Raw genomic sequence first — 23,348 nt, forward strand, 5'->3', positions numbered from 1 at the left:
GCGCTTCATCATTTTAGAAATTAAGATTAACACCCATTGTCATAATCCTGTTATAAGTGTACGAGTTAGAAGTGGTACCGCTAAACTCGCCGTTCACGTTCATCCCCTTCCTGGCAGAAAACATGTGCAAGTTCTCACCTGAAACATAGATACTGGCTCTCGTGGCATTAATGCGTGACAACCATCTTGCAGGCAAATCATATGACAAGGTAATATTATTGATATTCATGAAAGACGCCTTGGTTAGCCAACGGTCGCTGGCAGCGGAGAAATCGGAAATACGTTTATTATCCAATCTCGGCACATCCGTGATGTCACCCGGTTTTTGCCAACGTTTCAGGATATCCGTAGAGAATATTGTACCGTAAGTACCTGCATGCATCAAGCTAGCATAGCTACCATCATATACTTTACCACCTAATTGATAAGTCAATAATACTGATAATGTCAAACCTTTATAACTAACCTGGTGTTGCATGCTACCGTATACCTTCGGAATGGAAGATTCCCCAACATACATCAGCTTAGCGTTACTCACGGAACTGGTTACCGTATCCTGCCCGCCGTTCTTATTAGTGATAATTTTGGTAGTTCCCGGATCATCAGGATCATAGGTTTCCGCTATGTAAAGTGCATCCCCGTTGTCCGGATCAACACCGTAGTAATGGCGCAAGTAGTAATCATAGATTGAATGACCGGCACTCAATTGCTTGGTCCCGTTAATGATTTTCTCTTGACCAACAGGCATCTTGGTGATTTCATTTTTGAACGTAGTTGCATTCAGCGTGATAGAGTAGTTAATATCGTTTGTTTTCACTACTTCACCTGTCAATTGGAGTTCTACACCCCTATTGTACATATTACCCACGTTCTGGCTGATAGAGAATTCTCCGGATGTTGTACCCCCGTTACTCAATGGTTGTGGAACATCGAAGATCAAACCGCTCGTTTTACGATCGAAGTAGTCGACCAAACCGGATAAGCGACCTTTAAAGAAACTAAATTCAACTCCCAGGTCAAAGGAATTGTTAGATTCCCAGGTCAACTGGTTATTACCCAATGTACCTTGAACGAAGCCCGGCTCGGTAGCGTTATTACGCCCCAAGTTATAGAACGATTGGTAAGCGTAATAGCTGATGCCGCCATCATTACCGATTTTACCATAAGAAGCTCTCAAACGTAAATAATCAACAAAGTTGGCATTGAAAAATTCTTCACGGTGGATGTTCCAAGCACCTCCAAGTGACCAGAATGTTGCCCAACGCACATCTGGAGAAAATTTCGAGTTACCGTCGCGGCGGATAGACCCGGTTACAATATACTTACCATCATAATCGTAAGACACTTTACCCAGGTAACTTTCGATGGCCTTACTATCTTGATAAGAAGTAGTCGAGTTAATGGTAGAGAAATTCGGTAATTCAGAAATACCATCTACAATTTGCCCTTGCTTGTTACCACTCAGGTAATTGTAAGTCAAACTATAGTTTTCATGACCTGCCATGGCGCTAACGCCGTGCTTGTTCCATTTTTTATCGAAATACAACAACTGGTTAAATGTATAGCTCAAGGTACGATCCGAATACCTGGTAGAACGTCCTGCCGGGGAGCCATCACCGATAATTTTGTTATCGTAGTTCTGTTGGAAATTGCTTTGAATGTCGGCGCTGAAATTAGTTCTTAATTTCAGGAACGGCGCGAAGGTAACCTCACCGAAGGTACGGCCACTTAAGAAAGTACGGTTTTGAATCCTGGCATTGAGCAAGTTTTCATATACGGCGTTCCTACCGGTGGCAAAGGGCCTGTCTTCACCCAAATCATAGGCCGGTTTACCGTTAACATCCAGAACGTAAGTACCGTCATCATTATGGGCATGTACCGGGTAAATAGGCGCAATATAGCGGGAGAAATAGAACGGGTTTACATACCCGGTATTACTGCTACTATTATCTTCATTCTCCTTTACATACGTACCCGCTACATTCAACCCGGTTTTAAACCAAGTAGTTGGAGTTACATCCAAGTTAACACGACCGTTGAAACGTTTCATGTTAGAACTGATGAGGTAACCTTTCATATCGGTATAGCCAAATGAGCCGTAATAGGTAGATTTATCGCTACCACCGCTATAAGCCAATTGATAATTTTGGCGGGACCTGCCACCGTTTTCAGCAGCGTCGCTCCAATTTAAATCTTCAGGATATAACAGGCGGGCATTCGGGTTCATCATACCATTTTCATCAACCAGTTGATCACCGGGAACATTGAACGGGTTCATACCGAGTAATTGGCTGATATCACTGTAAGCGGTACCGTTATAATTTTGTTTCCCGGCATTTGCCCCGGAGGTAAAGCGTGGGTATAAACCGGAAGCAATCTTGGAAGCATCTTCCAAAGGAATTGGATCATCTCCGTATACCATGCTATTGCGGTATGATTCCCACATCAGGGGAACATATTGGAATGCATTAACCCTATCATACTCCGGTAAACCGCGCCTTACTACCCCGTAGTTGGCCGTAAAACTTAAGGTAGGCTTGTATTTATTTCCTTTCCTGGTAGTGATCACGATAACCCCGTTGGCACCCCTGGAACCGTACAATGCGGCAGAAGTAGCATCTTTTAACACGGAGATATTCTCGATATCCGCCGGATCTAGGGAACTGATAGAACCATCATACGGCACACCATCAACCACGTATAGCGGGCTGCTGGACGCAGAGATAGAACCGAAGCCACGTAAGCGAATGGCAGCACCGGAGTTTGGCGCACCACCACTAAGCGTAGTTTGAATACCGGGAGCAGCGCCCACTAAGGCATTCGCGATACTATTTAAGGGTCTTTTATCGAAGAAATCCCTATTGACTTGTGCTGCTGCACCCGTATAAAGATCTTTCTTCACGCTACCATAGGCAGTAATCACCTGCTCCTGCAATTGGTTGACGTTCAATTTCAGGATGACATTCAAAGTGTTTTTACCTTCTACGGCTGCTTCGGCTGTTTTATAACCGATGAATGAAACGACCAAAATGTCGGTAGGCTTACAATCGATCGAGTAATTACCATTCTCATCGGTTACCGTGGCAACATTAGATCCTTTAACCACCACGGTTGCTCCGGGTAATGCCTGTCCTGTTTCATCCACCACCTTACCGGAAACTTTGATCCGGGCGGCGGCTGAACTGGGCATCATTTCCGGGCTGGCGTTAGCCCTTTGCTTTACGACAACCGTATTGTTAACGATCTCGTAGGTAAGGGTTTGGCCTTCAAAGCATTGATTCAGTACATCGCGTAAATCCCCGTTTTTCACTGCGAGGCTCACATTATGCCCCATGCGGATATCCTTATCGCTAAAGAAAAAGGAATAACCGGATTGCTTTTCAATTTCTTTTAAAATCTCCTTTAACGGAGCATTTCTCTTAGTAATTGTAATTTTTTGTCCGAGCAAGGCAGCATGTGCAGAAACGCTGAAAATGAGCAGGATAGCTGTTGCGAACTTGATAAAGAACCGGGGGCGGAAAGCAGGCATAATCACCTTGGTTTTCGCCGTTAATAGGCGGAATATCCCCCTTGCCCAATGATAAATTGGACTAAAATAAGCACGAAATTTCATACTTTTGAATAGTTTGGGTTTGCTAAATCACTAAACAGTTAGATTACTGTTGAATTTTCTTTCATTCGACCCGGACATTTTTTGCCGTTCCATCTGATCCATGGAGCGGCATTTTTATATCCAGCCGATTTTGTTTCCTTTGGTTGATAGTTTAAGTCAAAATTCAGGCATAAGCGATCTTAGATTTTAGGATTTTATAATGATTGTTTTATCTCTCATTTCAAAATTCAACTTACCGGTTACTTCGAGAATATGCAGTAACTCGGAAAGTTTAACATCCCTCGATATGCCACCGCTAAATGTTTCCCCGATACTAGTTGCAGTTTGATATTCCACTGCCACCCCGTACCAGCGGCTCACTTGCCTCATGATGGAATAAATATCGACACTATTAAAACGGAAATGACCATTTTTCCATGCTAAAATATTTTCAACGTCAACATTATGATCGAGTACTAATTTGCCGTTTCCATGTATACTGACCTGGTCATTTTCTTCCAGGATAACATTTCTAATTTTAAGCTTTCCTTCTACCAAGGTGGTTTTTTGCACGGGCTCGTCATTATACGTATTTACGTTGAAACTAGTCCCGAGATCTTCTAAAATTTCAGTGCCTGCTTTGACCCTGAAAACAATATCGGGCCTATGGGTTACTTCAAAATATGCTTCGCCAGTTATACTGACTTCCCTGGTATTCGTGTTGAAAGCCGTGGGATAAGTAATAGAGGAAGCCGCGTTCAGCCAAACCTTGGTACTATCGGGCAGCATAACCCTGAACGTGCGCCCGATCGGCGTACTGATCGTATTATAAACTACCTGTTGTTGAAAATCGGCCCCCTGGTAACTGATCTGGTCGCCGGTTTTAATAACTTTCGTGCTTCCCTGGGTAGTGAGTATCCCGTTGCCCAGCGAATCCAATACTATTTCTTCGCCGTTAGCAAGCGTTAGTATAGCGCCGGATTGCCCCGGTAGAATATCGTGTTCTTGATCGATAACATTTGCTAAAGGGCGTTTTTCTTGTTTCCCTTGAAGGAACCAAGCCAAGTTAGCAGCTAATGCGAGGAATAAAACAGCAGCGGCAGCATACCAGGCCATTTTCCTGGATCTGCTGATCTTGATAACTGGCCCGGTTTTTTCGATGCCCTGCAAAATATTTGCATGCATCCTTTCCCTCGTAGCTTCTGCTTCTCCAAATGGAACGGTCCAGCCAGACTCCCCGGAAATATAGTCAAACCAGGTTTCTACGATCCGTTTCTCTTCTTCGGAACACAAGCCCTTCCGGTACTTTACCAATAAATCCCGTGCTTTTTCCTTATCCAAGTTAACTCAGTTTAATATTAGTGACATGAAAAGACTAAAAGTGGACTTTTTTACTAAAAAAAATTTTGAATGGATATTTGGGCGATAATTACCAGGATAGTAATAGAGATATGACGTAATTGTACCCGCAGTAATTTTAAGGCACGATGTATTTGCTTTCTTACCGTCTCTTCGGATATATCCAGCTGGTTAGCAATTTCCTGGTAACTTAAATTGTATTCCCTACTCAGGCGGAATACATGTTGCATCCTGCCCGGCAGCTGTGCAATTGCTGATTCCAGTTGATGACCGGTTTCCTTCAGGTTCAAAACATTTTCCGGTGCGGCGCCATCCTGCATGCTAAGCATAAAATCCGCCAAGTATTCGAGGTAATGTCCACGGTTGATATTCTTCTCGATATACCTGATAGACATATAACGGGCGCAATTAAATATATAAGTGGAGAAACTTGTTTTTATAGCAATGACCTTCCTGCGGTTCCACAGCGAAATAAAAATTTCCTGCACGATATCTTCCGCATCAGACTGCTCCTTAATCGCACGTATAACAAATGTCAATAGCCGCTCCCAATACCTATTATAAATGGTAGTAAATGCTTCTATATTGTCGTCTTTCACGAAGACGAGCAGTGCATCATCGGTCAGATTATGATAAGTTACCTGCATCAAGAAATTAAAACAACCAGTACGTATTAATCAATAAAATAATGTGAATAAAATTTAGATATCACATAAAAAATAGCAGAACAGAACAATTTCATTTCACATTATACAATAAAGCATATAACAGGATTTAAATTAGACCTACCCCTTCATTGCATAGATTTACTTTGTTGATTTAGTTTATTATTAGATCTTGGTTATGTACAAAGATAATTCTAAGATAGAGAATCCTATTGAAATCAACAATAATTTCCTATTGCTTGGGAAGTTTCCTTGTGGCTGGGAATATATGTTACAACTTTATATTTGTCTTTTCAATGGCCCCTTACAGTTCCTATCGCAATAAAAAATCCGCCCCAGCCGGGACGGATTAGAATAATAATTCAGATTTATTTAAATAACTTAAGACTTGCGGACATACTTGGTTAATATAACGATGGTTTGTTCGTTAACCTTACCTTCTATTTGCTCTACATTATCATTTACAAGCCTAATTTTTCGAACGATGGTGCCTTTCGGCGCCATAAAATTAGCGCCTTTCACGTTCAAGCCCTGGGTTAATACCACGGTATCCCCGTTTGCCAACTCGGTTCCGTTACTGTCTTTATGCACTGCCTTCACCTCGAAGGCGCTCTTAGCCCACAGGACTACCGCTTCCCCTAATTCCACCGAACCCATGATTTCCGCGGCCCACTCTTCATCCTTAAAAGTGTATAATATCCTGTAACTCAAGGCTTGCACACTGGGTTCCGGATTCCAGATGCTACCTGCCAAGCAATGCCAATGCAGCTTCTGGCCCGCATCGTCTAAAGCTTTAAAACAGGTCTCACATAAGGCCACTTCATTTTCAATGGCATCATTATTTCTTGGGCTAACCGCGTACGCGGTGCTAGCTAATTCGCTGGCACATAGTTCACAGTTGCCTTCACTACGGGCTTGCAAAGCCGGGGTAATCCTAGTGTTCATATATATAATCAATAATAAAGGCGCAAAAGTACTTCTTGCCATTATCATTATTTATGTCGAAAATCATTGGCCATTTCGTAAAATTACCAGTACTTTATTTATAAGACCATCATAAATAATTATGCAGGCAGTACAATTCAGAATCGCGCGGCATACCAACCAGTTAAATGCCATGGTACAATTTTATACCGAAGGATGAGGACTCCCCCTTATCGGTCAATTCGAAAACCACCGCGGTTATAACGGCGCTATGATAGGTTTACCCGGTTACACTTATCACTTAGAATTTACGGAAAGGCTTCTGCCCGGGGCATTGCCCCCGCCCCATCCTGATAACCTCCTAGTTTTTTATTTCGATCTTCCTGCTGAATATTCGAGGCCCATACATCAACTAACTATTATCGGGGCCAAGCAGGTACAACCCTCCAATCCATACTGGGCAGAAAAAGCCCAAACCTTTGAAGATCCTGACGGCAACAGGATAGTATTATGCAAGGGGGTTTTCAAAAAATAACCAGGTGTGATATCCCTAATTGACAGCATAAAATATTCAAGTTGATATATTTTACATCATAAGAATATTTAATTAATAATTTAACAGGTGGAAATTACTTACAACCAAGCAATATTGTATGTATATTAGGTAATATTAAGCATGATTTTTTCATCTGTCTTAAGATATTTGTTATAATTATTCGAAACTAAGATTGATTGCTACTATTCTTCGCTAATTATGGGTTTGACAAGCATAGAAAACGAGCACAAATTACTTCACTGTATTGCCGGGGGAGATGATACTGCATTTCGCACTCTTTATAATGGCTATGTACACCAGGCCAGCAATACCGTATTTGCCCTAACCCATTCCAAAGAGCTTACCGAAGAAATCATCCAGGATGTATTCCTTAAAGTATGGAAGGAAAGAACCAAACTTACCGGTATCCAGAAATTTAATGCTTACCTGTTTATCTCATTAAGGAATTGCACGATCAATTACCTGGCTTCCCTGGTTGCCGAAAGAAAAAAATATAACAATTACGCGAGCCACCTACTCTCCCAACCGCAAGCCGAACCGGAGACGACATACCAGGTAGCTGACAAGCTAGACCAGTTAATCTCCGAGCTACCAAGGCAACAAAGGATCGTATTTCTCCTAAGGGCCCAGGGTTTCAAAAATCCAGAAATAGCCAGGCGGATGAAACTTAGTACTGCTTCCGTAAAAAAATACAATCAACTTGCCTTGAAATTCCTACAGAAAAAAGTAAATGCCGAAAAAAGCTTACTGGCCTGCCTGGCACTAATTCATTTATTTAAATAATTTTTTTCACCGCGTATCTCCTTTTTATAGTTTTTATTGTCTTTATAATAAAGTCTTTATCAACTACCACCTATATGGGCAACCAAGATCTGGATTATTTATTTAGAAAGGCCGTACAACATCAATGTTCTAAAGAAGAGCTGGAGCGGCTCCATGAGCTTTTAACTGATCCCGCTAACAGGGAGGAGTACGAGCGCTTGTTTGATCTTATCCCGGTACAGGTAGAAGCCAATGTTTTTAGTAGGGACGAATCCGATCGAATACTAGATAAGATTCTGTCCGGGGAACGGCAACCGGGAATGACTGCCTTGCCTTCAAAACGCAAGAAATCTTGGTACTGGCCTGCGGCTGCCAGCTTTTTATTACTTGCCGGCGCCTATACTGTTTATAAAATCCTGTTCAATACATCACCTAATATAGCGTATGATAGGCCGGTAGAGCTGGCTGTTAATAATCCCGCTAAGGAAGTGACCTTGACCTTATCTGACGGTAAAACAATTTCGCTGGATCAAGCTTCAACTAGCGCCATTATTGAAAAAGACACGAAAGTCTTGATGGAAGATCATAAAAGTCTGAAATATCAATCGATGGATGAAAAAATCGAGGCGGGATTACTCAAATATAACACGCTGGCCATTCCAAGGGGCAGAACCTTTAAATTGACACTCCCTGATGGTTCCGTTGTAATGTTGAATGCCGGGACCACCATCAGCTACCCGGTGCAATTTTCCGGCTCGGAACGCCGTGTAACGATTAGCGGGGAAGCCTATTTTGAAATTGCCAAAGACGAAAATCATCCATTTAAAATAAATACGGAATTGCAAGAAGTGGTTGTGCTGGGAACGGAATTTAATGTTAAAGCCTACCCGGGGGAAGGGAAGGTAACAACAACTTTGAAAAATGGTAGCGTAAAAGTACTATGTCAAAATTCTAAAGATATATTATTGCAACCGGGCATGTCAACTATCAGCACACAAAACACTACGTTGGTAACAAATGCCGACCTGAAAGTTGTTACCGCCTGGAAGGAGAATATATTTTATTTCAAAGATACGGAGCTAAAAGAAGTGACCAGGGAGTTACAACGCTGGTACGATATCGAAGTTGATTATAATAGTTTGCCATCGGTCAACCTGTATGGAGAAATCCCGAGAGACATCCCATTAAATCAACTGTTAAAAGCCATGGAAAAAACCACGGGACTAAACTTTGAAATCCACAACGATACATTAAAAGTGAACAAATTATAGTTTTTATATCAACCAATAATCATCTCTAAACCATTTTTGATTATGAATTTAAGACGTGGCAAAATGCCCCGCCACTGGAAGCGTTATGCCTGTTGCATGATACTGGTCGTATTCCAGTCATTTATCGCGACGGCAGCCGTATTTTCCCAGTTGGTAAGCCTCAAGGTAAAAGAGGCCAAACTAGAATCTGTTATGGCGATGATCCGCTCGCAAACAGGCTACTCTTTCATTTTTGATTCCAAATTTGCCAGCCAGGCTGCACCGGTAACGATTAACCTCGATAAAACACCGGTAGAGAAAGCGTTGAGCTTGATTTTCCAGGATCAGCCATTGACTTATGAAATTGAAAACAACATCGTAACGATCGTTGCAAAATCAATGCAATCACGAGAAACGATCACTATTTCCGGTAGGATTTTAAGTCCGGATAATGAACCGATCATCGGCGCCAGCATCATGATTGCCGGAACGAAGAACGGCACCGTTGCAGATGCCAATGGTAATTTCAGCTTATCGAATGTTCCTGAAGACGCCACCGTCATCGTGTCGAGCATCGGTTTCGAAGCGTTCAGGTTAACTATTTCAGGCGGCAAAATCAGCGCCGCTGATAAGGTGCAAAAAAATCAGCTCGTTAGAAGCGCTGCCCAGAACTTATTGATTACGCTACAGCCTTCTGCTTCCCAATTGCAAGAAGTAAATGTAACCATCGGTTACGGTACACAAAAAAGACGGGAAACAACGGCTGCTATTTCATCCATCAAGGGTTCGCAGTTGCAAAATAGGCCGAGTGGCTCTATTGAAGGCCTGTTACAAGGTTTGGCGCCGGGTATGGTTGTCCAGAACAACTCCGGTATGCCGGGAGGAAGGAGCAATATCCAGATCCGCGGGCTGGCTTCTTTCTCTAACTCGGCCAACTCCAACGTGGTGAGTACACCGTTATTCATCATCGATGGTATCCCCTTGGAACAGGATGTATTTAATCCTTCCGATCCAAGGCAGGCTATCACCAGTGTTTTATCCGGTTTCAGTCCCTTTGATATTGAATCGATCGACGTATTAAAAGATGCTTCCGCAACGGCAATCTACGGTTCGAGGGGTTCTAACGGCGTTATCATCATCAATACTAAACGCGGTAAGGTTGGTAAGCCTATCGTTACTTTAAATACGCAGTATGGTCTTACTTATTATCCCGAATTACGTAAAACACTTGGAGGCGCTGCCGAAAGAAAATTCAAGATCGACTTATTTAATAAGTACGGCGCTTCTAAAGTGGGTGGCGGTGCAACAGATATGCCCATCGAGTTGACGGATAGCTTAAATAGTTTCTATAACAATAACACGGATTGGCAGAAATTGTACTTCAGGGATGCCAATTTGAAAAGTATCAACCTCGGGGTTAGCGGCGCCACGGAAACGGCCAGCTACCGCTTGGGTGTTGATTATTACGATGAAAAAGGTATCGTGTTAGGTTCAGGATTCAAAAGATACTCCCTTACTTATACCGGGATCTTTAAACCGACACCGGGCTTAACCATCACGGGCAGGGCCAATCTCAGCGAAACTGATGCGAGCCAGAAACGCGGCGATACTTATAGCGCGGCGGTTGTCGGCAATAACTTTTCATCTTCATTTCAACCCGGCCCCGCCAGCGGCTTTTATGATTCCTACCTGGAGTCGTACAAGAAAGGTGTCAACCTAGATCTTACCAGGCGTGCTTTAGCGCAGTTAGAAGTGAGCTATGACCTTACCAAGTTCTTGAACTTAACATCGAGGGCATCGGGCAATTACGAGTTTTACAGGACCAGGAGCTTCTCCCCTTCCGGAACTAGGGCTGACAACAAATCGGCAGCTTCTTATTATTCCCAAGAAAAGGTGAACCTCTTGAGTGAAACTTTCCTTCGCCTGTATCATACTTTCCCATCTGAACACAGTTTCGACTTCGTAGTCGGCAACACGATCAATACCAGCGAAACCAATAATATTTACGGTGGAGCTTACGGTGGCCCGAGCGATGCGCAACAAGTAATACAAGGCTATCCACAAGCGAACCTATCATTGATTACACACAATTTAAGGTACGGTTTGCTGTCCTATTATTCCCGTTTATCCTATAATTATAAAAGGAAGTATCTTTTACAGGGCGTAGTTAGGGCGGATGGTTCCTCTAAATTTGGTAAGGATAATCAATGGGGTTACTTCCCGTCCCTTTCTGCTGCCTGGGTATTCACCGAGGAAGGCTTCATGAAGAATACTGACCGTATACTGAACTTCGGTAAAATCAGGTTTAGTACGGGTAAATCCGGTTCTCAATATGAAGACAATTACCTCGCGATGGGAGCCTACAACATTCTTTCTGGCGACAATTCCACTTACAACGGCGTACCCTTGTTGGCGCCGAACTATGGAGGCGGGAATGGTATCCCCCTGCCTAACCTAACCTGGCAAACCAGTGTGGACCGCGGCGTAGGACTTGACCTGGAATTCTTTAATAGTAGGATCACCGCTACATTCGATTATTATGATAAAAATACCGACGGGTTCCTTTTCCCGGATCCATTAAACGGTACCAGCGGTTACAGCAGCCGGTACATCAATAGTGGAGCTGTTAATAACCGCGGTTTTGAAACAGCGATCACGGGCTACCTGACGAAGAAAAACAACAACTTTCAATACAGCATTACATTCATCGGGGCAATTAATAAAAATAAACTGACCAGGCTGCCCGACTACGGTCGCAGCGTGTTGAGAAGCGGCTACACGGTAGGCCAGCCGTATTTGCAAATCGGCAGACCCCTCAATGGTTTTTACCTGATGAAGTACCTCGGTGTTTATGCTGATGAAGCTTCGGTACCGGTGAATAAATACACGGGTAAAAAACTGTATCCAAATACAAGCGGCTTCGCTTCGCAAGATACTTACCATGCCGGCGACATTGCCTTGCTGGATGTGAACGGCGATGGCCGGATCGGCGTACTCGATAACAGTGACCGTGTGTATGCCGGGGACCCTAACCCTAAGTTCACAGGAAGCTTGGCACATAATTTCAGCTACCGTTTCAAAAACGGCGGCATCTTACAAATGGATTTATTCTTCAACTATTCCGTTGGCAACAAAGTATTCAATAAAGTATTGGCAGATCGTATCAAATCCGTAAGCTGGACTGCCAGCCAAAACGTGAATTATCCCGGCGGGCAACGCAACCTGCTGGATGTGAGCGACCTGGATGTTTGGACACCGGAACATACTGATGCCAAATTCCCGGTATTGAACCCCTGGAGATATTACGGGATTTCCAGCTATGACTTTATCGGTAACTACGAAACCAATACGGATTTGTTCTTGGAAGACGGTAGTTTCATCAGGCTTAATTATGTTAACCTGAGTTACGATTTCTCCTCCGCTGCATTGAGCAGGTATAACATCAGGAGATTAAGATTCTACGCCGGCATGAACAACGTGTTTATCCTGACAAAATACACAGGGGTTGACCCGGAAAATGTTGACGATTATGGATATGACCTTGGGAATGGTTACCCGATTCCTTATAAGTTTAACTGTGGTTTTAACTTCGAATTCTAAATTAATATGAAATTATTATCAAAATATAAAGTAGGGTTGTTGGTAGGGATCGCAATGTTTTGCAGCATCATATTTTCCTGCAAAAAAATCCTGAATCCTGATATCATCGAATTACCTACTGCCGAAAATGCATTCTCATCCGCAGCGGATGTTGACAAGGCCATCGCCGCCGCCTATTCCTTTTTAAGAAAAGTTGTCCCCGACAAAGTATTCTTAATGGGCGATGTCAGGGCCGATGTTTTTAACAGTTATAGCGACAACGTGAATGTAAGGGTAGAAACACCTATCCCGCAAAATACAGCTGTAGCGCTATTAAATAATGGCGGTGGCGACTGGAATGGTTTCTACACCGTTATCGCGCAGTGTAACCTGATCTTGAGCAACATCCCCAAAATCAGTAGTTACGATGGGGAATCCAAGAAAAGACATATCGGGGAAGCTAGTTTTATCCGTGCCTTAACGTACTTCTACCTCGTCCGTTTCTGGGGTGACGTACCTTTGAACCTGGATCCGGTTAATATCGAAAACTTAGCAAGAACGCCGCAAGATGAGGTTATTAAACAAATACTAGCGGATCTCGATGTTGCCATCGCGAACTTATCCATGAACTATGCGGATGGCGACAAGGCCGTGAGAGCAGCTAAGGGCGCCGCCTGGGCCATCAAAGCACATGTATTGGCATGGCAACATAAATATGCCGACTGCGAGAAGTACTGCGATAGTGTCATTACCAAAGGCCCATATTCCCTTGTACCAAGCACCGATTTACAAAAAATCTTCATCGGGAAATCGAACGAAGGCATCTTCGAATTGAACTTCGATGTAAATGCCAGGGAAGTTCAGAAAAACCGCGTGTATAACCGGACACTGGGAAAACCTTGGTATAAAGATCAATCTGATGGCGGTGCAGGAACAGACAAATTTATTATGAGTCCTACCAGGGATAATATCAATATCATGTTCCCCAAGGACTTGAATGATGATAGGATACCGGTATGGTTCGTCTACTCAACTTACTTACAAGGCGTTGAATCAGACAGGGTTTTCCTCGGGAAATACCGGACACTTCAAATGAACGGCGATACCAGCACCCAAAATATCAATGAATCCAATATCATTATCACCCGCTTAGCAGATATCATATTGCTCCGTGCCGAAGCCCTGGCCTCATCGGAAGTTGGGAATGCCGCCGAAGCAACCATCATGCTCAACAAGGTAAGGGAACGCGCCAATGCACGGCTTTATACCGGTGACGGAAACATCCAGGACACGATTCTCTTGGAAAGAAAGAAAGAGCTTTTGGGTGAAGGACAATATTTCTTTGACCTGGTACGAACACGGAAACTGGATAAAGAATCCAGGATCAAACAGGCCGACTGGTATGAAACCGGCGCATGGCTCTTACCGATCAGCCAAACGATCATCGCGAAAAGCAATTTCGTTATTACGCAGAATGAATATTGGAAATAATCATCTCAAGTAAACATCATGAAAATACTTTCTATAAAAAATATCATCGCTTTTGCAGCTATCGTAACGGTAACCATTAGTGCCTGCCGTAAAGACGACTATTTTGTTGATGGCGGTTTATCTCATCAATCACCCGAAGACATGAAGATGAGTGTATATGATTTTTTAAAATCTAGGGAAAACCACATGTTCGATTCCCTCGTGAAAGTCATTGACCTTACCGGCACGAAGGACCTGGTTAATCAGCCGAATATCACATTCTTCGCAGCGCCCAACCAGGCCGTATTGCGTTTGCAACAGAACTTTGTACCGGACGATAGGCAAACACCTAGACCTTTATCAGATATCGGTTTGGATACGCTCAAGAATTTACTGGGCAGGTTTATCATTACAGATGTTCAACTCACCTTGGAGCAGGCGGTATTAGACAAGAAGAAATACTACAAGGCGTATAACGGAGATAGTTTATATATCCACGGAAGCGACGGCGGTGTAAAACCAGGCACAACTTTACAAACATCTGCCTATTATATCACATACGAACACAGGAAAATCCCGGGGGTGGACTCTGTGAATTACAACGGAACTTTCCAAACACATAACCTTGTCACAGCAAATGCCATCGTACATGTATTGAAATATAAATCCAGTTTCGCCGCAGGTTTGAAACAGAAATATTACAGGTAAAATCATAGTAAGATGAAAAAAATAAGAAATCTATATACTCTCGGAATAATAATGGCCGCTAGCCTCCTCGGTTCATGTACCAAGGAAAATAATGATGGCTTTTTAAGCACGGCCTTAAAGTACAATAACCCTAACATCAATGCCGCCGTAGGCGCTCAATTGGTTCAATCCGGCGCCATGGTAACCGATGAATCAACGAAGCCGCTAACCTTTAGCATCGCTGCCATCAAAACCGAAGATGGAAAAATAGCTGAAAAGGTAATGGCCTACCAAGTAGATACCTGGTGGTGGTCAGGTGAATATACCGGGAAAGAGGCAACCGTGGAAGAACTCAATGAGAAGCGCACCATGGTGCGGCGTCCCGCGATCGACATTGACCCGGATAATGGTAATATCCTGATCTACCCGGAAGCTTCCGATACGACCCAACTTGTAAAAGGGACTTACCATATCGATGTGTTGGTTAAAAACAGTGGCGGAGAAAGGTTGATTGAAAATGCTTTGACGATCAATGTAACTTATGCCAAACCGTACTATTACCGTTTATCCGGGGTAGATGGTAATATTAAAGGCATCGATGTAACATTTGAAAGAGTAAAAGAAACAGGTAACAAGATACAGGTTTACTACCTGGATGCAGACGACAACCCGGTAGACCCGAAGATGTTCATCGGGTACGATTACTCTTCAACTCCCGGGGTAACGGATCTAAAAGATTGGCATAACCTGGGTTTAAACAATCCAACGAAATACACGGAATACCCGACTTATCTGGATTTGGAAATAGCAGGTTTTCCCTTACCGTTCGTAGCCGGAAAGGTACTGCGGATAGACTTGTACAACAACGGCGAAGTTAACGGAGAATATTTCAATTTTTGGTTTGATATGGCCATTTACCGGGAAGGAGAATGGAAGGTCGTCATCAAATTAAATTATTGACCACTTTAGAGGAGAAGTATTGCAGGTAATTTCTATCCATTTAACCCTTCAGTCCCTTGGAATTTTTCCAGGGGACTTTTTTATAATACAAGTTTATTATTCTTCCACCTGCACCACTTCATATTTTGATTGTCCATCTACCTGTACAGGCTGGTAATAGGTTTCCCCGACCTTCACATAATTTTGATCCCCGATTTTAACTTCTTCCGCACCTTCCGGCAAATTGGCAACAACTGCCCCGGCAGGCGGTGCAACTACCTTGTATTCCGTCCCCTCCTTTTCGTAATATGCGCCGCCGTAGTAATAATTCGTCGTATTATTTACAACAACGGTTTCATGTCCGGATGGTATAGTGGTCACAGTGCCACCAACAGGCGCTTGAACTACCGTATATCCTTGCCCTGAAGGTTGGTACCACACGCCCTGGTCGTAATGGTACTTGGCATTATTTACAGATACCACGATAGCCGTAACTGCCAACTCGGTTAAGAAAAACCCCCATGGATGCCATACCGGCCCCCAGGAATATGGTCTATAAGGATGATAATAATACGGGTGGTAAGAATAATAGCGCCTTCCGCCGTAAGCATAAGGAGGGCGATGGTAGGTATTGATATTATTGCGCCTTACAACGGTATTCCGGTTATTATGAACGTTTATATCCTTGCTTTTATCAACATTGATATTGACGTTTCTCCTACTCTTGTCAACATTCACATTATTCCTTCTCGCGTTATTATTAATCGTTTTACGATTCGAATTGCGGATTTGGTTATTATTTCTTTGCTGAACATTTCTTTGACGGGCATCCTGGTTAGCAGGTCTGGCCGTTTTTTTGGGAGCTACTTTTTTCTGTTGCGGTCTCGGTTGTACTTTTTTCTTCGGAACAGCCTGGCGTTTTTCCTGCTTGGGTCTTCCACTTTTCCTGGCTTGCGAAAAAGCTTCGCCGGGGTTGGAGATGTTTAACACGATGAAGGCTAAGAAAGTAACATAAATGAATTTTACATTAAACACTTGCATTTTTATTCGTTTTAGATCCGGGGCAGGATAAAAAGGTTCGAGAATATTTTATTTATTAATTGCTATCATGTTAATGTTTAAGAACGTATCCGGTGTATTATTTCCCCTAACAAAAATATCATCAATTATAATGATGGGCTGTAGCAGATAGTAGTAAATATTTGTAGCATTAATTACTACAAGATTTAATCTGCTTCAAACAAATCAAGAATTCGACTGTTATAGTATAATAGAAATAACCCCTCCCTCGAACCATTTTACCAGGCCATTTATCATAATAGCTACTTCACCCGGCTAAAAAAAGCTATATGAAACAAATCCTGATTGTTGATGAACAACCTATCACCCGTTACGGCCTGACGAAGCTAATTCAAGATCAATTCCCCGGGATAATGATCTTGGAAGCTAGTACAGATATAGAATTTCATAACATATTGAAGCGTAACACGATCGACTTATTAATCATGGATCTATCCTTTCCAGGCGGGGATATATTTAATAGCATCGAATTGATCAGGGACAAGGTAAAAATATTGGTATTCAGCAATTATGACGAATCGGTGTACGGTTTAAAATGCTTAAAAATGGGCGTCTCCGGCTTTATTCACAAATCTGCCTCGATCAACTTAGTTCGATCTGCGGTCAAAAGTATTTTGGCAGGTAAAAAGTTTATCAGTGAAACACTGTCGGAACAACTGGTTCACCTTTCCCTACATGATTGGCAATTGAACCCCTTCGACAATTTATCCAACCGTGAGCTCGAAGTGGCCACGATGATGGAACAGGGCATTTCCTTACCCGAAATATCAAGGCAACTTAACCTCGGATATTCTACATGTAATACTTACAAACGCAGGCTATATGAAAAACTCGAAATACGGAACAGTCACTCGTTAACCAGGTTGATGCGGGTGTACGGTTTGGCAAAATAATTTATTACGGGATACACAATTGTACTTAAGATGGCATTCAACAATTTCAAAAACATACTGGGTAGGGGAATTATCCTTGCGATTCCCTTGGGGGTAATTATATACGTATTTATCCGCCTAATCGGGATGCTAGCTACATTCATTCAACCCCTGGCTATGAAACTCGGCATTCAAAGAATATTAGGCGAGTTCACGTTGATTATTTTTGCCGTTTTATTGATTATAATTTTCATGTACATCCTCGGCCTGTTGATGGGTTTATCCTTCATCGCCTCCTTGAGTAAAAAGATGGAAAACCTCGTGTACCGGCTGGTACCCTCGCTCAACCAAATTAAATTACTCGCTACTGAAAAACTAGATTTCAACACGCAACTCGATTCTTGGAAACCTGTTATCCTTTATTATGAAGAAAAATATAGTCCCGCCTACGTAGTTGAAGAAGATGACCAGATGATTACGCTGTTTGTCATTAAAGGCACCACGCTATCAGATGGCGAAATCCTGATTACGAAACGGGATGATGTTAGCTTACAGGAAATCACGACCGCGCAGTTGCATCAATTCAGCCGTCAATATGGGAAAGGGTTTCTTTCGGTAGTAAATAAAAACCCTGCCAAATCCTAATCCTCCCTTTTACTTCCAGCCCAAACGAACAATGCCCAGGTAAATTTCTAAGTATAAATTTAGATTCATGCCACAATTTTGATTATTATTAGGTGGAATTAATTTCCGCCAACCGATGAAACGAATAATAATAAACGGCGAAAACATTCATGACATACCTAGTTTTTACAAGGAAATCAACCAGGTTTTCATGGCTGGTGAAGATTGGCAAATTGCCGACAGCCTAGATGCGCTCAATGATTTATTGTACGGTGGCTTCGGCATATTGCATAACTCGGAACCTGTTCAACTGGTTTGGAAAGAAATAGGTCAAGCAAAAGAAACACTGGGGATAGAAACAACGAAGCGATATTATCTTTCCAAGCTTGTTCCCGGTTCAACCTTCAACCGGCCACATTTCGAAAAGAAACTGGAAGCACTGGAAAACGGAAATGGACAAACTTATTTTGATATCATCATGGAAATCATCGCGGCACATCCTAACATCCAACTTATCCAAGCATAAAACCGGCCCATGGAGAATTATACGATCATTTTAATTATCATGGCCCTGATGATCGGGGCTTCGGGAATCGCGGGGAAAATTAAACTACCCATACCTGTCATGTTGTTAATGGTAGGCATTTTAGCCGGGTTCGTACCCACCATGCCGGAAATCATGATCAACCCGGAAATCATCATGCTGATTTTCCTGCCGCCATTATTATATGATGCGGCATTTAATATTTCATTTAAAGAGTTCAGGACGAATATCAATACCATCAGTACCCTGGCCATCGGTTTGGTATTCTTGACTTCCGCAGGGATAGCCATCGTGGCTTATTACGTAATTCCCGGCATGACCTGGCCCCTGGCTTTCGTATTGGGAGCTATACTTTCTGCTACGGATGCAGTAGCGGCAATCGGGATCACCAAGGGCTTGGGTCTCCCGCATAATGCTATAACTATTCTTGAAGGGGAAAGCCTGGTAAACGATGCATCGGCTTTGGTGGCCTACCGCTTCGCACTGGCAGCAGTTTCAGGGGTAGCTTTTGTATTTTGGAATGCCAGTATTGATTTTTTAATGATACTTGGCGGAGGTTTTCTCACCGGGTTTATCATCGCGCAAATACTTTCCGTTACCCTGCGCTTTTTCAGGGCGGATGATATGGTCATCATCGGGTTAATGTTCCTAATGCCGTTTATTACCTATTTAGTTGCGGAGCATTTCAAGGTTTCCGGCGTGATAGCGGTCGTGATTCTAGGCTTGGGCATGTCAAGATTAAGCCGGGAGCGCTTCCCGGATAAAATTAAAGACCAATCCAAACATTTTTGGGATATTATCATCTACCTGCTCAACGGTTTCATATTCGTGCTGATCGGCCTGGAATTTCCCGTACTCCTAAAAAAGATGCCCCCATCCAAAGTGTGGCATTTTGTAGGTTACGGCCTGGTTATTACTTTAATCACGCTACTGATCCGCTTGGTGCGTGTCTATTTGCAACAAGTTAACCTTCAAAAAGCCTTCCAGGGCAAGCGGCGTATCAGCAAAGAAGCATTGTTCGATACCAAGACCAGCTTCATCATTACCTGGTCGGGAATGCGGGGCATCGTGTCCTTGGCAATCGCACTCGGTCTCCCTGTAAAACTAGACAACGGAAAGCCATTCCCAATGCGCGAAGAAATTATTTTTATAACGATCGTGGTCGTGTTGATTAGTTTATTAGGCCAGGGCTTGACCTTGCCTTGGATAGTGAAGAAGTTAGGAAAGCAATCATAGAGCATTTTCATAATGCCGGTCTACAATTGGAGCAAGTTGCATAACAAGGGACAGTCCCCTGTTATGCAACCGTGAAATCATTACCATGGGATTTCCCAAGTTTCAGGATTATATTCCTCGCTGAAAAATCTACCCGTTGGGCCATCTTCTGCTAATGTTGCATACTTAACAATGCGTTTACCGGCTTCTTCCACGGAACCGGTGCCTCGGTGATTATTGAAATCTGTTGCTATAAACCCGGGATCAACAGCGTTTACCTTAAAGTTTGTATCCCTTAATTCATATGCCAGGTTCAGGGTGAACATATTCAACGCCGTCTTGGATGATAAATATGCGGCCCCTTTATGATGGTAATACTGCCAGGAAGGATCACTATTTAAAGTTAATGAAGCCATGCTGGAACTTACATTTACAATTCTTGGCCGGGGCGCAGCTTTCAATAAATCTACCAGCGCTTGCGTAATCCTGATGACACCGAACAAATTGGTTTCAAAAACCGATTTAAACCTGTCTATGGCCGTTTCTGTAGCATTTTGAGGTAAACCTCCACTAATGCCCGCATTATTTATCAGCACATCCAGATGGTCAATTTTGCTCTTTAAACTTGCTGCGGCTTTATCTACCGAAGCCTGATCACAAACGTCCAACTGAACAACTTCAACGTTGTTATAACCTTCAGATTTCAACTGTCTTAGCGCCGATTCCCCATTTGCAAGATCGCGGCTTCCCAGGAAAACGAAATAACCTTTTGCCAATAGTTGACGGGCAGTTTCAAAACCGATGCTTTTATTAGCTCCAGTTATCAATGCATTTTTCATAATAGTTACTTTATACCTTTAAATATTGGCCGGTATGCATCCCAGCCAATTTACTGGTACAAAGTTCGATATTACAGGTACTGTATTGCTAATAAAAATCAATCCAAAAATTACAATTTTCAAACCTTTTGCTTTCTGAAAACATGTGGCGTTTGCCCGGTAGCTCTTTTAAAATAATTATTAAAATAGGTGGGATATTCGAAACCCAGGCTATAAGCAATATCCGCTACATTCCAGTTCGTGTGCCTGAGCAATGCCTTTGCTTCTGAGATGATGCGACCGGATATATGGGCCGATGTAGATTTTCCTGTACTGGATTTTACCGAGCGGTTCAGGTAATTGACATGTACTGAAAGGGCTTTCGCATAATCATGGGCAGAACGCAATAATAAAGGTTCACCGGGATGTTCGACCGGAAATTGCTTCGCTAGTAATTCTAAAAACATCGCGGAGATTCGCGATGTTCCATATTGGCGTCCTGTTAGCTGTTGCGAAGGTTGAATCCTAGATGCATCTTGCAGTATTAATTCTATACAGGTTTTGACAAGGGGCATACAGGCAGGAAAACCATCCCGGTACACTTCCAGCATCTTCACGAAGAGGCTCTTCATAAAACTTGCCTGCGCTTCATTTAATGCAATGACGGGACTATCTTCCACCCTGGTCAAGGGGGAATCGCGCAAAGCATTTTTACCTTCCCGGCTGTTAATAAAATCTTCAGAAAATAAACATGCATAACCCCTCCTACCCTTTTCCAGATCTTCGACCCGGTGTGCAACCCGCGGATTGGAAAAGAACAGGTAAGTACCTTTCATTGCAACGGTGTTGTCGCCATAGGTAATCAAGGTATTTCCGGCGGTTACAAGTACGATCTTATAATAATCCCGCCTGGCATGCGGCTGTGATGGCCTTTCATCGCCCGATACTTCATGAATTTTAAAGCCTTTATACTTTAAACCTGATGTATCCGGTCTCCTGGTAGCCCCTGTAGTCTCCATGTAGCAAAGTTAACAAAATCAAACCTATAAAAAGAATGATTATGTACCGGCATGGCTACCCTCCTATATAATCAAACTTGGTATCATGTTGATCACATTGAACCATTACGATCTCATCTTTAATATCAGCATAAGCGATCTCAAAATTTGACTCGAAAATTACCGCTGGATCTAATAATTTAAACATTGACCCAGCGGGAGTATAAGGCCGTCTCATGAACCTAATTCATTAAAACATAAATACTATCAAAACTTCACATGATCACGGTCGCAATAATACTTGGCAGGACCGGCAATACATCCGGCATAATATTTTCCTTAATTTAAAGGACTATATGAAGTATCTCCTTTAGAATTAACTATCCGTGTAACAATTGGCGAATTATTGTAAACTATCTTATAGACTTTATCCGCTTTATTACACTTGATACAAATGACTTGCCCAAGTACATTCTTTCGATAGTTCGCCGGCAGATAAAATATCATTTCCGGTGAATCGCTTTCAAAAGAGGTAACGCATTCGAGTAATAATGTATCTATCCCTAATCCGGTGCAATAAAACTCGAAGTACTTTTCTTTATTCGACGTAAATGTTATTTCAAAGTTGCAGCCTTTCTTTGTAATGGCTTTCGCCAATAGATTACCATCACCTTTTACAAGAACCTGGAGATTATCAACATTATTCCATTCATATTTTGGATTTGATTTCAATTGTCCCTTAATATGTACGGGTAAGGACTTGGGCAACCATCCCGATGACAGCAATACTATTGAGAAAACAACAAAACTTGAAATTATACGCATTGTTTAATAATAATTAAATTATCATTTAACTGAAAAGTACGAATCAAATCATCAACCCTTCTTTCCAAATCATGCTGATCTTTTCGAAGTTATACGTAGCATTTGCCGGGCTACTGCTGGGCAATGAAACATAACGCAAACCGGGTTTTCTTTGAAAATGCTTGTCGAACATCTTTTCAGCTTTTTGTCCGTTAAAGGCCAAGACTTCTATTGACTTATGATGATCAAAAAAATGATCTAAATCATTCGGTATAGCATCTTTAATGGCGCTATCTAAACTACCCTCGCGCGTAGCCTGGTGCACGACATCCCAAAGACCAATGCGCAATAACTGTAACAGTGACAACTTTTCAGCATAATTCCCCGGTTCCTTATTATTCGTGATCCAGGCAAGAATTTTCCAAAATCTATTTCTAGGATGACCGTAATATTCATTCAACTCGATCGATTTATCTCCCGGCATCGAACCTAATATCAGGATGTGCGTTTGTGATCCGATGATCGGGGCAAAAGAAGATTTGAGGAACGGCTCTTGTGAATCCATAGATACATTTTTAATAAAGCGGCATTATCATATGCATGATAAAAC

Annotated in this window: 19 protein-coding genes; 11 read left to right on the forward strand and 8 right to left on the reverse strand. The window is 42.5% G+C overall.

What is annotated here, in order from left to right:
- Positions 1 to 13 precede the first annotated feature (13 nt).
- From COR50_RS20015 to COR50_RS20030, 4 genes are all read right to left on the reverse strand, one after another.
- Entirely contained in the window at positions 14 to 3,613 is a 3,600-nt protein-coding gene (locus COR50_RS20015) for a TonB-dependent receptor (RefSeq protein WP_098195643.1), read from the reverse strand.
- Between the two features lie 186 nt (positions 3,614 to 3,799).
- Positions 3,800 to 4,933 (reverse strand): FecR family protein, encoded by a 1,134-nt coding sequence (locus tag COR50_RS20020; RefSeq protein WP_098195644.1) that lies wholly within the window; start codon positions 4,931 to 4,933, stop codon positions 3,800 to 3,802.
- Positions 4,934 to 4,986: 53 nt separating this feature from the next.
- Positions 4,987 to 5,598, reverse strand: a complete 612-nt coding sequence (locus COR50_RS20025; protein ID WP_098195645.1) for an RNA polymerase sigma-70 factor — start codon at positions 5,596 to 5,598, stop codon at positions 4,987 to 4,989.
- 399 nt (positions 5,599 to 5,997) lie between these two features.
- A complete protein-coding gene (locus COR50_RS20030; protein ID WP_232516216.1) occupies positions 5,998 to 6,603 on the reverse strand; it encodes a PhnA domain-containing protein in 606 nt (201 codons plus the stop codon).
- A 169-nt stretch (positions 6,604 to 6,772) separates the two neighbouring features.
- On the opposite strand from COR50_RS20030, the gene COR50_RS20035 reads away from it, so the two are divergent.
- From COR50_RS20035 to COR50_RS20065, 7 genes are all read left to right on the forward strand, one after another.
- Positions 6,773 to 7,075 (forward strand): hypothetical protein, encoded by a 303-nt coding sequence (locus tag COR50_RS20035; protein WP_394336715.1) that lies wholly within the window; start codon positions 6,773 to 6,775, stop codon positions 7,073 to 7,075.
- Positions 7,076 to 7,294: 219 nt separating this feature from the next.
- Positions 7,295 to 7,879 carry an RNA polymerase sigma factor gene (locus COR50_RS20040; RefSeq protein WP_098195646.1) on the forward strand — a complete coding sequence of 195 codons (585 nt, stop codon included), beginning with the start codon at positions 7,295 to 7,297 and terminating at the stop codon, positions 7,877 to 7,879.
- Positions 7,880 to 7,953: 74 nt separating this feature from the next.
- Positions 7,954 to 9,129: a FecR family protein gene (locus COR50_RS20045; protein ID WP_098195647.1), complete on the forward strand. Its 1,176-nt coding sequence runs from the start codon at positions 7,954 to 7,956 to the stop codon at positions 9,127 to 9,129.
- A gap of 42 nt (positions 9,130 to 9,171) precedes the next feature.
- Positions 9,172 to 12,708: a SusC/RagA family TonB-linked outer membrane protein gene (locus COR50_RS20050; protein WP_098195648.1), complete on the forward strand. Its 3,537-nt coding sequence runs from the start codon at positions 9,172 to 9,174 to the stop codon at positions 12,706 to 12,708.
- A gap of 6 nt (positions 12,709 to 12,714) precedes the next feature.
- Positions 12,715 to 14,178, forward strand: coding sequence for a RagB/SusD family nutrient uptake outer membrane protein (locus COR50_RS20055; protein WP_098195649.1), 1,464 nt, complete (start codon positions 12,715 to 12,717; stop codon positions 14,176 to 14,178).
- An 18-nt stretch (positions 14,179 to 14,196) separates the two neighbouring features.
- Positions 14,197 to 14,865, forward strand: coding sequence for a hypothetical protein (locus COR50_RS20060; protein ID WP_098195650.1), 669 nt, complete (start codon positions 14,197 to 14,199; stop codon positions 14,863 to 14,865).
- Positions 14,866 to 14,877: 12 nt separating this feature from the next.
- The gene (locus tag COR50_RS20065; protein WP_098195651.1) at positions 14,878 to 15,804 is read left to right on the forward strand and encodes a DUF5007 domain-containing protein; all 927 of its coding nucleotides are present in this window, start codon (positions 14,878 to 14,880) and stop codon (positions 15,802 to 15,804) included.
- Positions 15,805 to 15,900: 96 nt separating this feature from the next.
- On the opposite strand, the gene COR50_RS20070 is transcribed toward COR50_RS20065, so the two are convergent.
- Positions 15,901 to 16,824, reverse strand: coding sequence for a DUF6515 family protein (locus tag COR50_RS20070; protein ID WP_098195652.1), 924 nt, complete (start codon positions 16,822 to 16,824; stop codon positions 15,901 to 15,903).
- A 308-nt stretch (positions 16,825 to 17,132) separates the two neighbouring features.
- Between COR50_RS20070 and COR50_RS20075 the strand changes: the two genes are divergently transcribed.
- From COR50_RS20075 to COR50_RS20090, 4 genes are all read left to right on the forward strand, one after another.
- Entirely contained in the window at positions 17,133 to 17,756 is a 624-nt protein-coding gene (locus COR50_RS20075) for a response regulator (protein ID WP_098195653.1), read from the forward strand.
- 30 nt (positions 17,757 to 17,786) lie between these two features.
- Positions 17,787 to 18,380 carry a DUF502 domain-containing protein gene (locus COR50_RS20080; protein ID WP_098195654.1) on the forward strand — a complete coding sequence of 198 codons (594 nt, stop codon included), beginning with the start codon at positions 17,787 to 17,789 and terminating at the stop codon, positions 18,378 to 18,380.
- A 115-nt stretch (positions 18,381 to 18,495) separates the two neighbouring features.
- Positions 18,496 to 18,885, forward strand: a complete 390-nt coding sequence (locus COR50_RS20085) for a ribonuclease inhibitor (protein WP_098195655.1) — start codon at positions 18,496 to 18,498, stop codon at positions 18,883 to 18,885.
- Positions 18,886 to 18,894: 9 nt separating this feature from the next.
- Positions 18,895 to 20,139: a Na+/H+ antiporter gene (locus COR50_RS20090; RefSeq protein WP_098195656.1), complete on the forward strand. Its 1,245-nt coding sequence runs from the start codon at positions 18,895 to 18,897 to the stop codon at positions 20,137 to 20,139.
- Between the two features lie 80 nt (positions 20,140 to 20,219).
- Here COR50_RS20090 and COR50_RS20095 read toward each other — a convergent pair whose 3' ends face one another.
- The 3 genes from COR50_RS20095 to COR50_RS20110 all read right to left on the reverse strand — a co-directional run bounded on the left by COR50_RS20095 (position 20,220) and on the right by COR50_RS20110 (position 23,303).
- Positions 20,220 to 20,957, reverse strand: coding sequence for an SDR family oxidoreductase (locus tag COR50_RS20095; RefSeq protein ID WP_098195657.1), 738 nt, complete (start codon positions 20,955 to 20,957; stop codon positions 20,220 to 20,222).
- Between the two features lie 119 nt (positions 20,958 to 21,076).
- A complete protein-coding gene (locus COR50_RS20100; RefSeq protein ID WP_098195658.1) occupies positions 21,077 to 21,955 on the reverse strand; it encodes a helix-turn-helix domain-containing protein in 879 nt (292 codons plus the stop codon).
- Positions 21,956 to 22,802: 847 nt separating this feature from the next.
- Positions 22,803 to 23,303 carry a DNA-deoxyinosine glycosylase gene (locus COR50_RS20110; protein ID WP_098195660.1) on the reverse strand — a complete coding sequence of 167 codons (501 nt, stop codon included), beginning with the start codon at positions 23,301 to 23,303 and terminating at the stop codon, positions 22,803 to 22,805.
- Positions 23,304 to 23,348: the final 45 nt, after the last annotated feature.

It is taken from the genome of Chitinophaga caeni (genome assembly GCF_002557795.1).
GTDB classification, from domain to species: domain Bacteria; phylum Bacteroidota; class Bacteroidia; order Chitinophagales; family Chitinophagaceae; genus Chitinophaga; species Chitinophaga caeni.